Raw genomic sequence first — 13,846 nt, forward strand, 5'->3', positions numbered from 1 at the left:
CCGCTCAACCGGTGCCCGGGAGTGTCCGAAACCGCCAAGGACGCCCGGCCCCACCGGGCGTCACTTGGCGTCGGCGTAACACCTGACCGGGACGGCCAGCATGGGGAAGCGCACCGGGGTCGATCCGAACAACAACCGGGTCGCCTCCTCCGCGGCCTTGCCGACCGCCGCGACGACCTCCTCCGCCTGCTCGGCCGGGCAGTGCACCATCACCTCGTCGTGCTGGAAGAACACCAGTCTTGCCGGGTCGGGAAGCAGGCCGCGCAGCACGGCCATCAGCACGAGAGCCCACTCGGCCGCGGTCGCCTGGACGACGAAGTTGCGGGTGAACCGGCCGCGGTCGCGAGCCGCGCGGCCTCCCTCGGGGCCGGAGACCAGCTCCCGCCAGCGGGCGGAGGGCGGGGGCGAGGTGCGGCCCAGCCAGGAGCGGACCACCTTGCCCTCCTCCCCCGCCCTGGCGGCGTCCTCCACGAACTGGTAGGCGCGGGGAAAGCGCCGGCGCATCACGGCCAGCAGCTTGGGCGCGTCTCCGCTGGTGCCTCCGTACATCGCCGACAGCATCGCGATCTTGGCGTTGTCGCGCTCGCCGCCGAACGCCTGCGCCAGCGCCTGATAGAGGTCTATCTGCCCGGCCGCCCTCGCGAGGCCGACGTCCCCCGCCATCGCGGCCAGCACACGCGGCTCCAGCTGGGCCGCGTCGGCGACGACGAGCGTCCAGCCGTCGTCGGCCACGATGACCTTGCGCATCAGCTTGTGGATCTGCAGGGCCCCGCCACCGTTGGTCGCCCACCGGCCCGTCACCACGCCGCCCACCACGTATTCGGGCCGGAAACGGTGGTCGCGCACCCACTGGTCGGCCCAGGCCCAGCCGTGGAAGCTGTAGAACCTGGCCATCTCCTTGTAGGCGAGCAGGGGCGCGACGCCCGGGTGCTCGACCTGCTTGATGTCGTGGGCCCTGGTGGAGGCGACGGGCACGCCCGCCGCCTTGAACGCCCTCACGATCTGCTGCGGGGAGTCGGGGTTGAACGGCGTACCGAACGCCGCCGCCACCTCGTCGGCCAGGGCCTGGAGCTTGGCGGGCCGCATGCCGTGCACAGGACGCGGGCCGAGCAGGCCGGTCAGCAGCTCGTCGTGCACGTCCCGGCGCCAGGGCATGCCCTCCCTCGCCATCTCCGCGGCGACCAGCGCCCCGGCCGACTCCGCGGCGACCAGGAGCCGGAAGCGCCCGGGGTCGGCGGTCGCCTCCACGCGCCGCAACTGGTCGGCGTAGACCTCCGCGACCAGGTCCGCGTCCGGCGGGGACGCCTCCTCCTCGAAAAGCGTGGCCTGCCGTGCCTGGGGTCCGTGCGGATCGTCGGGCACGGGCAGGCCGTGCAGCCGGGCGTAGGCCGCGGGGGCCGACCTCGGCTCGCCGAACCGCCCTTCGTGGGCGAGGAGCAGGCCCTCGGTCAGCGCGAGGTCGTGGCAGCGTGCGAGCCGCACCCCCGCGGCGAGCAGGGCGGGGTAGACCTCCCGCGTGTCGGCCCAGACCCAGCGCGGCCCCCGGGCCTCCAGCTCGCGGACGGCCGAGGCCAGATCGGCGACGGCCCCAGCGGGCTCGCCGTCCACACGCAGCACACCCCCACCCCCGGGAGTCGCCGCGACCGACACGTGCATACGCCCACCCTGCCACGCCGGTACGACATTCTCGATCAGACGAGCGGTATGACGATCTCGTCCTCGACCGGGGGCTCGATCTCCTGCCGCAGGCAGCCGGTGGCGGCGAAGCAGCGGATCGTGAGGGCCTCCGAGGTGACCGAGACGTGCAGGAAGCTCTTGAAGAACGGCGGGGTGTCCCAGTCGGACAGCTCCGACAGGTAGCGGTGGAACGTCCTGCCCACCGGGAGCCGCAGCGGCATCGGCCAGCCGCCGAGGATCCTGGCGGCCCACCGCATCCGCCGGGTGATCGGCACGGCCGGGATGTCCCTCACCGGGGTGTTGCCGATCCGCCGGGACATCAGCGCCGCGCTCTCGTCGGGCGTGAGGTAGAGCCACCGCATGCGCAGCCGGTCACTGTAGAGCCCGCTGTAGAACGAGAGCGAGTCACCGCGGAGCGGGTAGCAGCGGTAGTCGTCCTCGTGCACGCCGCCCACGGTGACCCTCGGGATGGTGTGGGTGGCGTGCATGAAGGCCCCTGATCCGCCCGCCACGAGATACTGGATGGTCCGGTCCCCGACCTTGACCGGGAAGCGCTGGTAGTTGTGCACGTCGCCGCCTATCGCCGCGACATAGTTGTGCGCGGGGTCGGTGACGATGTCGTCGATGGTTCCGCCGCCGGCCAGCTTCGACGGTTTGTAGTCGTTACGGCTGTAGATGGGCTTTCCGGTGATCAGCACCTTGGGCCGGGGATCGCGGGAGACCTCGCGCAGCCAGGTGGCCTGCTCGGAGTCGATGTCGCCGCGGATACCGGTGTCCACCCCGACGATGAGCAGCCCCGGGGTCTCCATCGCCCAGTAGGGGGCGGGCTGCACGGCCCGCTGCTCCGGCTTCGCCCGCAGCTCGCGCGCCCTCGCCAGCCGGGCCTCGTCGATCTTCTCCGGCTTGCGCCAGAGCAGACCGCGCAATCCCGAGGGCGACAGCTTGAACCCCTCGTTCTCGGCCTCCAGGGCGGGGGCCTCGCAGAAGACGCGCATGAAACCACCGAGCCCGTCGTACCAGTCGTGGTTGCCGGGGATCGCGTAGATCGGCGCTCGATAGTCCTGGTACGGGCGGAAGAACTTGTCCTCGTACTCGTTGCCCGAGCCGGTGGGGTAGATCACGTCGCTGGCGACAACCGCGAACGCGGTGCCCTCACCGACTTTGAGCATGCCCGGCACCACGGCGTACTGCGAGGCGTCGCCCTCCCCCGTGTCGCCGAGGACAAGGAAGGAGAACTCGGAGCCGACGTCCATCGGGATGCGGAAGGAGGGGTCGACGCCCCGGTCCCGCTGCGAGCCCACCCAGCGCGCCCTCACCTGCCCCGAGGGGTCTCCGAACAGGATCGCGAGGACCTCGTTCCGCGACCGCCAGATGGTGCGCGGGTTCAGCCAGGAGAAGGTCTCCTTACTGGGCAGCAGTTCCTTGAAGGTGCCCGTCTGGGCGCAGGACCAGCCCGCCCCCTCCTTCGACACCCGGGAGGAGACCTCACGCCCGCGCTCCGCCGCCTGTCTTATGTCAACCATGGCCCATATCTTGGCAATGATCTTAAAAAGCCGCACACCTCTCGGGAAAGGCGGCCGATCCGGAAGCCGGCGAGGACTACTGCGGGCCGTTGGGGGCCGCCGAGGTAGGTCCGGTCGCGGCCTGCGCGGCGGAGCGCCGCCCAACGTGCGGGCCGAATCGGAGCCCGCCCTGCCCTACCGTGCCCCCCGTATCCCTCTGTATCCCTCTGTGTCCATCTGTGCCCGTCGCGCCGTCACCCGCCCGGCGGGACGAGAACGCCGGGGTTGAGGATGCCCTCGGGGTCGAGCCTGCCCTTGATCCCGCGCAGGATCTCCACACCCAGGTCGCCGATCTCGGTCGCGTAGGCCTCCCGATGGTCGCGACCGACCCCGTGGTGGTGCGAGACGGTGCCCCCGGCCGCGACGATCGCCTCGTTGACCGACCGCTTGGCCTCTCGCCACTGCCCGACGGGGTCGTCGCCCTGCGCCGTGACGACCGTGAAGTACAGGGAGGCGCCGGTGCCGTACACGTGGGAGATGTGGCACATGACCAGCGGCGAGCCGAGCGAGGCGTGCAGCGAGAGCCGTACGGCGTCGTAGAGGCGAGGCAGGTTGGACCAGAACCCGGCCGTCTCCAGGGTCTCGACGGTCGCGCCGGCGGCGAGCAGCGAGTCGCGCAGATAGGGCGCCGAGTAGCGTCCGTGAACCCACGACTCCCCCGGATCCGTGCCGAGGGGGACGCCTCCGAACCCGGACAGCACGGCGGCGACCCGCTCGCGCAGGGCGGGCACCTCGGAGAAGCCCTCGTATCCGGCGATCGCCAGACAGCCCGCACCGGTCGGCGAGGCGCCTATCTCGCCGGGGCGTGCCAGGCCCACCATCGTCTCGGTCTCGTCGGACAGGCGCAGCACGGTGGGCACGACGCCCTGCTGGACGAGGTGTCGCAGCGCGGCCGATCCCTCCGTGAACGAGGCGAACCGCCACCCCTCGTAGACCCGTTCCTCGGGCGCGGGCCGGACGCGGAGTCTCAGGGAGGTGATCACGCCGAAGGCCCCCTCCGAGCCCAGGATCACCTGGCGCAGGTCGGGCCCGGCCGCCGACCTGGGCGCCCGGCCCAGCTCAAGGGTCCCGCGCGGAGTGGCCACGGTCATGCCGACCACCATGTCGTCGAAACGCCCGTACCCGGCCGAGGCCTGCCCGCTGGAACGGGCGGCGGCGAAACCCCCCAGCGTGGCGTACTCGAACGACTGCGGAAAGTGACCTAGGGTGAACCCGTGCCCGGCCAGAAGCCGCTCGGCCCTCGGGGCCCGGAGCCCTGGCTCCATCTCCGCGACCATCGACTCGGCGTCGACGGCGATCAGCCGGTCCAGGCGGACCAGGTCCAGCGCGACGACACCGGCGAAGCCCTGCCTGCTCGCGACCAGGCCGCCGACCACGGAGGTTCCGCCCCCGAAGGGGACCACGGCGATCCGGTGGGCGGCGCAGACGGCGAGCACCTCCAGCACCTCGCGGTGCGAACCGGGCAGCACCACCGCGTCGGGCGCGTCGGAACCGTCTCCGGCGCGCATACGCATCAGGTCGGGGGTGGACTTGCCACGGGTGTGCCGGACGCGGGCCTCGTCGTCGGAGCGCACGTGATCGGCGCCGACCACGCCGCACAGTTCCGCCCGCACGGGCGACGAGAGGGTCACGGCGGGCAACCGCACCTCGCCGAGCTCGGCGGCCCGCTCTGGACGCGGACTCACGCCCAGCACGTCGTGGAGCAGTTTTCTCACCGGTTCCGGCAGGTCGGCGGCCTTGCCGGGATCACCCCAGCCGGACCAGAGCATGGGCTCGGTGGCACTCGTCGGATTTTCCACCCTTACACTGTGACACATGACGTCTATTCGTCACAATGCGGACGTGGAGAGCAGCGGCCAGGTGCTGGACGCCGCCCGCGAGGTGGTCCTCGCGGTGGGGGTGCGGCGCGCCACACTCACCGACGTGGCACGCAGGGCGGGGCTCTCCCGCATGACGATCTACCGCCGCTGGCCCGACATGCGGACCCTCGTCGCCGACCTGATGACCCGCGAGTGGGTGAGCGTCGCGGACCGGTTCGCGACCGGGGACCCGGTCACCTCCGCGGTGGCGGCGGTACGGGCGCTGCGCGACCATCCGCTCTGGCGAAAGATCGTCGAGGTGGACCCGGAGCTGCTCCTGCCCTACCTGCTGGACCGCAGGGGGGCGAGCCACGAGGCCATGCTCGCGCTCGTCGAGGCGGCGATCGTCCGAGGTCAGGAGGGGGGCACCGTGCGGCGCGGTGACCCGGCGAGGATGGCCAGGGCGGTGCTGCTCACCGCCCAGTCGTTCCTTCTCTCCGGCCCGACCATGCTCGACCCGGCCGGCCCCGACACCCCGGACGGCACGGTCGGCCTGAACGGCCCAGGTGGCCCGGGCGGCACGGACGCCCCGGTCAGCCTGGACGACCTGGACGCCGAGCTCGCCACGCTCCTGGAAAGGTACCTGCGACCGTGAACTCCTCTCTCAACGCCGCCCGCCGCGCACGCGAGCTGGCCGAGGTGCGCGACCTCGTGGTGGACGTGCTGGTGGTGGGGCTGGGCGCGACCGGCGCCGGGGCGGCGCTCGACGCGGCCTCCCGCGGCCTCTCCGTCGCCGCGATCGACGCCCACGACATCGCCTTCGGGACCTCCAGGTGGAGTTCCAAGATGATCCACGGCGGGCTCCGCTACCTGGCCAAAGGGCAGGTCGGGGTGGCGTACGAGAGCGCGGTGGAGCGCGGCCACCTGCTCGGGCGCACCGCGCCGCACCTGGTCAGCGCCCATCCCTACCTGCTGCCGCTCGTCCCCGAGGTCTCCCGCCGCCACGCGGCGCTGCTGATGACCGGATACCGCCTCGGCGAAGGGCTGCGGGTCGCGGCACGCACGCCCCGCCACCTCCTGCCCGGCCCCTCACGGATCTCCGCCGCGCAGGCTCTCGCCCTCGCCTCGCCGCTGGACTCGCGCGGGCTGCGCGGCGCCCTGCTGTCATGGGACGGGCGCCTGACCGACGACGCCCGCCTGGTGATCGCCGTGGCCAGGACCGCTGCGGCCCACGGGGCGAGGATACTGACGCGCTGCCGTGCGCTGGAGCTGTCGGGCGACGGCGCGCTGGTCCGCGACGAACTCGACGGGGACATCTTCACCATCCGGGCCAGGACGGTGGTCAACGCCACCGGCGTCTGGGCCGCCGGACTGCACCCGGGCATCCGGCTGAGCCCTTCGCGCGGCACCCACCTGGTCCTGCGACCGGAGACGCTGCCCGGCCTGGCCGCGGGACTGCACGTACCGGTTCCCGGGGAGAGCAACCGTTTCGTCCTCGTTCTTCCCCAGCCCGACGGGCGGGTCTACGTCGGGCTCACCGACGAGGCGGTGGACGGCCCCGTCCCCGACGTACCGCAGGCGCCGGAGGATGACGTGACCTTCCTGCTCTCCATCCTGAACTCCGTGCTGGAGGAGCCGATCCGGCGCGAGGACGTCGCCGGGACCTACGCGGGGCTGCGCCCACTGCTCGCCGGCGCCGGCGGCGGCCGCAGCGCCGACCTGTCCAGAAGGCACACGCTGCTGAGCACGCCGGACGGGCTGATGACGATCGTGGGCGGCAAACTCACCACCTACCGGAGGATGGCCGAGGACGCGATCGACCGGGCCGTGTCGCTGGGCGGGCTCGACGCGGGACCGAGCCGCACGGCGGACCTTCCCCTCGTCGGGGCCGGCGCGCGCCCGGGGAAGGACGCGAACGGCGACGGGCGCGAGGGCCGGGAGGCGGACCGGCTGCTTGAGCGGTACGGGAGTGAGGCGGCCGCCGTACGGTCCCTGATGGCGGAGGACCCCTGGCTGGCCGAGCCCGGACCGACCGGGGTCACCGGGGCCGAGCTCGTCTGGGGCGTCAGGCACGAGGGCGCCCTGGACGTGGACGACCTCCTGGACCGGCGCACCAGGGTCGGCCTCGTCCTGCGGGACCGCGACGCGGCCCTCCCCATGGCGCGTGCCGCACTGGCCTACTGACGCCTACCCGCCGGAGCCGGAAGGCCGCCGACGCACGCGCCTTCACCCACCTGTGATCGTTTCGCTCCTCGCCACCCCTCTCTCACCATTAGGTTAGTCTTACCTAAGTCAGAGCGAGGAGAGAGCGTGAGCACGGGGAGCGTCGTGGGCAGGGCGGACAGAGCGGTCAGAGCCGCCAAGGGGTGCACCCACCCTCCGGGCTGTCACACCGGTGAGCTGCCACTTCACGCCAGCGCGACCGTCGGAGCCCGCTTCTGGCTTCTCATCGAGCACCCCGGCCCCTGGGCCTCCCACCTGGAAGACTGCGATCTTCCCAAGGAAGTTCACACTCTTATCAAACGGGCCACCCGCCTCGGCATCCGCCCCCAGCTGATCCGCCGCCCGGGACGCAGAAACCTCGTGGAAACCGGCATTCACGTCATGGTCGCCGACTCCGGATCGGCCGAACCGTGGATCGCCGAAGGCGTCATCGCAGATCCGGACGATCTTAACCTTGACAACGTGGTGGCCGGAGTGGTCCCGGAGTCCTGCATACTTGTGAGTGAGCCGGTTTTTCTGGTCTGCACGCATGCCAAGCGCAACGCGTGCTGCGCCCGCATTGGACTACCCCTCGCTCGGTCCTTGGCAAAAACATTGCCGGACACAGTATGGGAAACATCACATGTTGGCGGCGATCGATACGCCGCCAACCTCGTGTGCTTGCCACACGGGCTTTACTACGGCAGCATGTCTCAGGCTGCTGCGATCGCGGCAGCCAACGCGTACCGGTCCGGCGAGGTCATCCTCGACCGTTTCCGGGGACGCGCAGGCATCCCTGAGCCACTGCAGGCCGCTGAGCATTTCATCCGCGTTCATACGGGTGATCTCTCGGTTGGCGGAGTGGCCGTGGAATCCTCCAGGTTGGACGGCGCCGTCACCGAGGCATTTGTGCGCGGTAATGGCACCCGTTTTCGGGTAGTGGTTGAACCCATGACGCTGACAACGCCATGCGGTACGGCTTGCGCCGATACGATCACTACCTACCGGCTGGTCACGCTGGACAGGGTAGCCCCTGTGCGGTACGCCACGTCCGCGCTGACCTGACCTGAGGGAACATCACGGCCAATCCAGGCGTTGTCCTCAGGGACGTCACAAGCGTCCAATGCGGCATCAACCAGAAATACCCTCTCACTATAAGGTGGTTTTCTCATGTCTCAGGTACGTCGGCAGACCGCCCGGCCTCGGCCCAGCTGGGGCTGGCAGGATGACGCCGCGTGCCGGGGCGAGGACCTCGTGCTCTTCTTCGGTCCCGACGGCGAGCGTCAGCCCGAGCGTGACATCCGCGAGCGTAAGGCCAAGGCGATCTGTGCCCAGTGCCCTGTTCGCGCCGAGTGCCTGGACTACGCGCTCTCCCGTCCGGAGAAGTACGGCACCTGGGGCGGTCTGAACGAGGACGAGCGCGCCTCCGAGCGTCGCCGTCGTATGCGCCGCGCCGCCAGCGCCGGCATCAGTGCCGTCGCCTGAGCAGTACCTCCACCCGGCTTCCCCCGCACGTGTGATCTCGCGAACCCCCTGCGAGATCACACGTTGTCGCGTCGGGCCCCGCGCGTGCGGCCCCCCGGAACGGGCGACCGCACGGCGGGTTTCCCCCGCACTTCCGCTTCTCACCAGGGCCCATCGGTTCCCTTCAGGGCCCTTTTCGCGTTTCAGGGCCTGTTGCGGCCCGCCTTCCGCATCTCCTTGGTGATGCTCTTCCATTTGCCCTGGAGCTCCTTGCGGAGCCGCGCGTCAGTCCTGGACGCCATCCACGCGGCCTCCCGCTGAAGCTTGTTCCAGCTTTCCAGCCGCCGCTCGGCGAGCGTGCCGTCCTCGATCGCGGCGATCACGGCGCAGCCCGGCTCGCTGTCGTGGCGGCAGTCGCCGAACCTGCACCGCGCGGCGAGCTCCTCCAGGTCCGAGAAGACCATGTCCACGCCCTCGCCCATGTCGTACAGGCCGATGCGGCGGATACCCGGCGTGTCGATGATGAGCCCGCCCCCCGCGAGCGGGATCAGCTCGCGGTGCACGGTGGTGTGACGGCCCCGGCCGTCGCCGGCCCTGACCTGCTGGGTCTCCATCACCCCCTCCCCCGCCAGGGCGTTGACGAGCGTCGACTTGCCCGCCCCCGAGGCGCCCAGCACCACCGCGGTGCGCGTGCCCTCGAGGTAGCCGCGGACGATGTCGATGCCCTCGCCCGTGACGGAGCAGACCGGGTGCACGTCCACACCCGGCGCCGCCGAGGCGACCTCTTCCATCAGGAAGCCGAGGCCCTCGCCGATCAGGTCGGACTTGGTGACGAGCACCACGGGACGCCCCCCGCTCTCCCAGGCGAGCGCGAGCAGCCGCTCGATCCTGCCCAGGTCGGCGGTGTCGGTGGCGTGCAGGGCGGGTTCCGCGACGAAGACGACGTCGACGTTGGCGGCGAGCACCTGGCCCTGGGAGTCGCCGGAGAGCCCGCCCCTGGAGACCCTGGCGACGCCGCCGCGCACGAACGCGGTGCGCCGGGGCAGAAGCGCCTCCAGCTCGAAACGGCCCTCGGCCAGGCGGCGGAGCCCGGCCCAGTCACCGACGCACGGCAGGGCCACGGGGTCGGCGGCGGCGTCGCGCCGCACCCTGGCGCCGTAGTGGGCCCGGAGATGACCGGAGGCCGTCAGCACCTCGGCGGCACCGCGATCGACGCGGGACACCCGGGCGGGGATGAGGCCTGCGGGAAGCTCGGCGGCGAGAGAGTCGTTCCAGCCGAGCGAGGTGAGGACGGATGAAGAAGAGATGATTGGCGAAGACAACGTAAGCACCCTTGTGGAAGGCCGGGTGCCTCGTCGCGAATCGGCTAGGCGGGCACCCGGAGGTTGATGGACGGCAGGCTCACCAGAACAACCCGCATGCTTCCCACCTCCTGTCGCCTCGTGGCCGCGCGTTTCTCGAACGGCTTCTTCGGGAGAACCTTAGCGCAGCGCCTCCCGTCCGGCGCAAACACATTTTTACCGTGTTTCCCGGGGCGCCCCGGGATCCCCCGGGCCGAGCCCGGAGGACTCCACCCGGCCCGGACGTCGCCCGGTGCGCCGCGAACCGGTGGAGATCCCCCGGAGGGCGGGGCCGCGATCGGGGTGGAGAATCACCCCGATCGCGGCCCGCCCTCCGGGGAAGAGGTCACAGACCGGGGGCGGGGAAGTGGGAGGTGAGCTCCCTGACCTCTCCGTGGACCCGGGTGATGACGTGCTTGGCCTCGTCCTCGTCCTTGGCCAGGGCGGTGACGACCTGGTCGATCCAGGCGCCGATCTGCCGCATCTCGGCGACGCCCATGCCCCGGCTGGTCACGCCCGCGGTGCCGATACGGATGCCCGAGGGGTCGAACGGCTTGCGCGTGTCGAAGGGCACGCTGTTGTAGTTGGTCTCCAGCCCGGCCTTGTCGAGGGCCTGGGCGGCGGGCTTGCCGCCGATGCCCTTGGGGGTGAGGTCAAAGAGGATGAGGTGGTTGTCGGTGCCGCCGGAGACCAGGTCGAAGCCCCGGGCCAGGAGCTCCTCGGCCAGCGCCTGCGCGTTCATGACCACCTGGCGGGCGTAGTCCCTGAACTCGTCGGTCGACGCCTCCTTGAGCGCCACCGCGATGGCCGCGGTGGTGTGGTTGTGCGGGCCGCCCTGCAGGCCGGGGAAGACGGCCTTGTTGAGTGCGGTGGCGTGCTCGTCGGAGGTGGCCATGAGCATGGCGCCCCGGGGACCGCGCAGGGTCTTGTGGGTGGTGGTGGAGATGACGTCCGCGTGGCCCACGGGCGACGGGTGTGCGCCACCGGCCACCAGGCCCGCGATGTGCGCGATGTCGGCGGCGAGCACCGCCCCGACCTCTCGGGCGATCTCGGCGAAGGCCGGGAAGTCGATCGTGCGCGGGACCGCGGTGCCACCGCAGAAGATCAGCTTGGGGCGCTCGCGCAGAGCGATCTCGCGCACCTCGTCCATGTCGACGCGGCCGGTGTCCTGCCGCACGCCGTAGCGGACCGGGTTGAACCACTTGCCGGTGGCCGAGACCGACCAGCCGTGGGTCAGGTGGCCGCCGAACGGCAGGCCCATGCCCATCACGGTCTCGCCCGGCTTCAGGAAGGCCAGGTAGATGGCGAGGTTGGCGGGCGAGCCCGAGTAGGGCTGCACATTGGCGTGGTTCACGCCGAACAGGGCCTTGGCCCTGTCGATGGCGAGGGTCTCGATCTGGTCGATGACCTGCTGGCCCTCGTAGTAACGCTTGCCGGCGTAGCCCTCGGAGTACTTGTTGGTCAGGACGGTGCCGGTGGCCTCGAGGACGGCCTTGGAGACGTAGTTCTCCGAGGCGATCAACTTGACGGTGTCGGACTGCCGCCGCTCCTCGGCCTTGATGAGCTCGGCGATCTGCGGATCCACGCTGGAAAGAGCGCTCATGCGCCTTCACTCCCCTGTCGTCGTCGACATCGCGCGAAGACCCAGGCGCTCGGCCTCCTCGCCCTTTCGCTCCCCGGTGGTCTCTCCCACCTTATGCGCCAGTCGCGGCTTAGACGATAGCGGACTAAGCCGCACGCCCGGCGCGACCTGCGCCCTCGACAGGCCAGAGCCGGTCGACCTCGGCGTTGAGCGTGGCGCCGATGAGCACGGCCAGCGCGGTGATGTAGAGCCACAAGAGCACGGCGATGGGGGCGGCGAGCGAGCCGTAGATGGAGACGGGCGAGAACCAGGCGGCGAGGACCGCGCGCAGCACGGCGGCGCAGGCGATCCAGATGACGAGGGCGAGCATCGCTCCCGGAAGCTCGCGCCACCAGCGCGTGCGTACGGGCACGCTCACGTGGTAGAGCAGGGTGAGGAAGATCACCGAGCCGATGACCACCACCGGCCAGTAGAGGATGTCGACCAGCACGGTGTAGTCGGCCGGTAGGGCCCCGCGCAGCGCGGCCGGGCCGAGGACGAGCACCGGCATCACCACGAGGCCGATCAGCAGACCCGCCAGGTAGAACCCGAAGGACATCAGGCGGGTGCGGATGATGCCGCGCTCCTCGCCGAGGCCGTAGGCGACCGAGATCAGGTCGACGTAGACGAACAGCGCCCGCGAACCCGACCAGAGCGCGAGCAGGAAGCCCAGGGAGATCAGCGAGACCTGGTTCTCGGGTTTCAGCACGTCCTCGATGAGGGGGGTGACGACGGTGTCCACGGCGTTGTCGGTGAACAGCAGGTGGGCCTGCTCGTCGATCCAGTCGCTGACGTTCTTGACCGTCTCGGGGCCGAACACCCGGGTCAGCTGGCCGAGCATGCCGATCAGGCCGAGCATGAACGGCGGGAGTGACAGCAGCGCGAAGAAGGCCGCCTCACCCGCCAGGCCGGTGACGCGGTAGGTGACGCCCGCGTTCGTGGTCGCGACGATCAGGGTCCACACGTCGGTGCCGCGGATCCACGAGAGCAGCGCCCGCAGCCTGCCCCAGACGTCCCTGCGGAGCCACGCGACGCCGGCGCGCAACCGCACCCCGGGCCCGCGCGGGGGGCGCCGCTCGGGCCCGGGCCGATGGGCCGGGGCATCAGTGGACGTCATGCCACACAACGGTATTCCTAGCCGCTCTTGATCACGAGTCAGGCGGGCAACGATCGAATCTCGCCCGCCTGCCCTCGGTGTCCGCGGCGAAACCTACCTGCGGTAGAACGCCTCGGCGTCGTCGACGTCGACGATGCGCGCGCCCAGCGGCAGCAGGGAGACCGGGATCAGCTTCAGGTTGGCCAGGCCCATCGGGATGCCGATGATCGACAGGAAGAGCGGGATCGAGGTCAGCAGGTGCCCGATCGCGAGCCAGACGCCGGCCACGACGAACCAGATCACGTTGCCGATGGTCGACAGCGCGCCCGCGTCGGGGTCGCGCACCACGGTCCTGCCGAAGGGCCACAGCGCGTAGGCGGCGATCCGGAACGACGCGATGCCGAACGGGATCGTGATGATCAGGACACAGCACACGATTCCCGCGAGTACGTAGCCGATCGCCAGCCAGATCCCCGCGAAGACCAACCAAATGACGTTCAACAGTGTCCGCATATTTACGAGCATGTCAGGTGAAAGGGCGCCTGCCCCATCCGGCGTCTCCCTGGAACGCCCCTGGTCCGGACCCCGACCCGAATGGGGCGCCCGTTTCGCCGCGACGCTCCGGTGAAGTCCCTGTCGATCGCGGCTCAGGTCCGGGGGGAGCCGAGTGATGCCCCGGCCGGAAAGGGCGGAGAATGGAGCCATGATCTGCGAGGACTGCAAGGAGCGGCGGCACGACGAGTGCCGGGGAGGCTCGTGGTGCGACTGCCAGCACCAGCCTGTCCACGAGCCTCGGGAGTCGGCACTCGACTGGCCCCGCCAGGGCTGATCCGAACCCCCGGCCCCGCCACGCCCGTCGAGACCCTGCCGCCCGGCGGGTGGCAAGGTCTAGACGGGCGGCTGCCCCCGCTCCCCGCGCGACTCCCGATACCACGTCCGCGTCCAGATGGTGGACCCCACATTGGACATCCACCGCGCCCAAGGTATCGTCGTAGACATGCCAGCGGACCCCTTGCTCGTCGTGCGACGCCACGTCGACCTCCTGCGTGTCCGCAGCGCCATCTGTTGTGACGTCCGTTAACAGT

General features: G+C 70.8%; 13 protein-coding genes and 1 riboswitch. Of the genes, 6 read left to right on the forward strand and 7 right to left on the reverse strand.

Going from position 1 to position 13,846, the window contains the following annotated elements; all coding sequences use genetic code 11:
• Positions 1-60: 60 nt before the first annotated feature.
• The 3 genes from AB0B96_RS18790 to AB0B96_RS18800 all read right to left on the reverse strand — a co-directional run bounded on the left by AB0B96_RS18790 (position 61) and on the right by AB0B96_RS18800 (position 5,008).
• Complete coding sequence (locus AB0B96_RS18790; protein WP_362900170.1) at positions 61-1,656, reverse strand: bifunctional 3'-5' exonuclease/DNA polymerase; 1,596 nt, start codon at positions 1,654-1,656, stop codon at positions 61-63.
• 35 nt (positions 1,657-1,691) lie between these two features.
• Positions 1,692-3,200: a metallophosphoesterase gene (locus AB0B96_RS18795; protein WP_362900172.1), complete on the reverse strand. Its 1,509-nt coding sequence runs from the start codon at positions 3,198-3,200 to the stop codon at positions 1,692-1,694.
• A 233-nt stretch (positions 3,201-3,433) separates the two neighbouring features.
• The gene (locus AB0B96_RS18800; RefSeq protein ID WP_362900456.1) at positions 3,434-5,008 is read right to left on the reverse strand and encodes an FAD-binding oxidoreductase; all 1,575 of its coding nucleotides are present in this window, start codon (positions 5,006-5,008) and stop codon (positions 3,434-3,436) included.
• 46 nt (positions 5,009-5,054) lie between these two features.
• On the opposite strand from AB0B96_RS18800, the gene AB0B96_RS18805 reads away from it, so the two are divergent.
• From AB0B96_RS18805 to AB0B96_RS18820, 4 genes are all read left to right on the forward strand, one after another.
• Complete coding sequence (locus AB0B96_RS18805; RefSeq protein ID WP_362900174.1) at positions 5,055-5,693, forward strand: TetR/AcrR family transcriptional regulator; 639 nt, start codon at positions 5,055-5,057, stop codon at positions 5,691-5,693.
• A complete protein-coding gene (locus AB0B96_RS18810; protein ID WP_362900176.1) occupies positions 5,690-7,222 on the forward strand; it encodes a glycerol-3-phosphate dehydrogenase/oxidase in 1,533 nt (510 codons plus the stop codon). Before AB0B96_RS18805 ends, AB0B96_RS18810 begins: the two co-directional genes overlap by 4 nt.
• Before the next feature lie 126 nt (positions 7,223-7,348).
• The gene (locus AB0B96_RS18815; protein WP_362900178.1) at positions 7,349-8,305 is read left to right on the forward strand and encodes a sucrase ferredoxin; all 957 of its coding nucleotides are present in this window, start codon (positions 7,349-7,351) and stop codon (positions 8,303-8,305) included.
• A 105-nt stretch (positions 8,306-8,410) separates the two neighbouring features.
• The gene (locus AB0B96_RS18820; protein ID WP_012893126.1) at positions 8,411-8,725 is read left to right on the forward strand and encodes a WhiB family transcriptional regulator; all 315 of its coding nucleotides are present in this window, start codon (positions 8,411-8,413) and stop codon (positions 8,723-8,725) included.
• 182 nt (positions 8,726-8,907) lie between these two features.
• On the opposite strand, the gene rsgA is transcribed toward AB0B96_RS18820, so the two are convergent.
• The 4 genes from rsgA to AB0B96_RS18840 form a co-directional block, all read right to left on the reverse strand.
• On the reverse strand, positions 8,908-10,026 hold the full coding sequence (gene rsgA / locus AB0B96_RS18825; protein ID WP_362900180.1) for a ribosome small subunit-dependent GTPase A: 1,119 nt from the start codon (positions 10,024-10,026) through the stop codon (positions 8,908-8,910).
• A gap of 364 nt (positions 10,027-10,390) precedes the next feature.
• Positions 10,391-11,647, reverse strand: coding sequence for a serine hydroxymethyltransferase (gene glyA / locus AB0B96_RS18830; RefSeq protein WP_350946726.1), 1,257 nt, complete (start codon positions 11,645-11,647; stop codon positions 10,391-10,393).
• Between the two features lie 32 nt (positions 11,648-11,679).
• A riboswitch (ZMP/ZTP riboswitch) is annotated at positions 11,680-11,758 on the reverse strand.
• A gap of 13 nt (positions 11,759-11,771) precedes the next feature.
• Entirely contained in the window at positions 11,772-12,782 is a 1,011-nt protein-coding gene (locus AB0B96_RS18835; protein WP_350946725.1) for a YihY/virulence factor BrkB family protein, read from the reverse strand.
• 93 nt (positions 12,783-12,875) lie between these two features.
• Positions 12,876-13,274, reverse strand: a complete 399-nt coding sequence (locus AB0B96_RS18840; RefSeq protein ID WP_350946724.1) for a YccF domain-containing protein — start codon at positions 13,272-13,274, stop codon at positions 12,876-12,878.
• 190 nt (positions 13,275-13,464) lie between these two features.
• Here AB0B96_RS18840 and AB0B96_RS18845 point away from each other — a divergent pair, with 190 nt between their 5' ends.
• Positions 13,465-13,590, forward strand: coding sequence for a hypothetical protein (locus tag AB0B96_RS18845; protein WP_350946723.1), 126 nt, complete (start codon positions 13,465-13,467; stop codon positions 13,588-13,590).
• A 168-nt stretch (positions 13,591-13,758) separates the two neighbouring features.
• Positions 13,759-13,842, forward strand: a complete 84-nt coding sequence (locus AB0B96_RS18850; RefSeq protein WP_350917820.1) for a putative leader peptide — start codon at positions 13,759-13,761, stop codon at positions 13,840-13,842.
• Positions 13,843-13,846 lie beyond the last annotated feature (4 nt).

The organism is Streptosporangium sp. NPDC049046, assembly GCF_040649155.1.
Taxonomy (GTDB): domain Bacteria; phylum Actinomycetota; class Actinomycetes; order Streptosporangiales; family Streptosporangiaceae; genus Streptosporangium.

Excerpts from the sequence above, each read along its gene's own strand:
- AB0B96_RS18795 (WP_362900172.1), bottom strand. The coding sequence starts at position 3,200 with ATGGTTGACATAAGACAGGCGGCGGAGCGCGGGCGTGAGGTCTCCTCC.
- AB0B96_RS18820 (WP_012893126.1), top strand. The coding sequence starts at position 8,411 with ATGTCTCAGGTACGTCGGCAGACCGCCCGGCCTCGGCCCAGCTGGGGC.
- AB0B96_RS18805 (WP_362900174.1), top strand. The coding sequence starts at position 5,055 with ATGACGTCTATTCGTCACAATGCGGACGTGGAGAGCAGCGGCCAGGTG.
- AB0B96_RS18800 (WP_362900456.1), bottom strand. The coding sequence starts at position 5,008 with ATGCTCTGGTCCGGCTGGGGTGATCCCGGCAAGGCCGCCGACCTGCCG.
- AB0B96_RS18790 (WP_362900170.1), bottom strand. The coding sequence starts at position 1,656 with ATGCACGTGTCGGTCGCGGCGACTCCCGGGGGTGGGGGTGTGCTGCGT.
- AB0B96_RS18845 (WP_350946723.1), top strand. The coding sequence starts at position 13,465 with ATGATCTGCGAGGACTGCAAGGAGCGGCGGCACGACGAGTGCCGGGGA.
- AB0B96_RS18835 (WP_350946725.1), bottom strand. The coding sequence starts at position 12,782 with ATGACGTCCACTGATGCCCCGGCCCATCGGCCCGGGCCCGAGCGGCGC.
- AB0B96_RS18840 (WP_350946724.1), bottom strand. The coding sequence starts at position 13,274 with ATGCGGACACTGTTGAACGTCATTTGGTTGGTCTTCGCGGGGATCTGG.
- AB0B96_RS18850 (WP_350917820.1), top strand. The coding sequence starts at position 13,759 with ATGCCAGCGGACCCCTTGCTCGTCGTGCGACGCCACGTCGACCTCCTG.
- glyA (WP_350946726.1), bottom strand. The coding sequence starts at position 11,647 with ATGAGCGCTCTTTCCAGCGTGGATCCGCAGATCGCCGAGCTCATCAAG.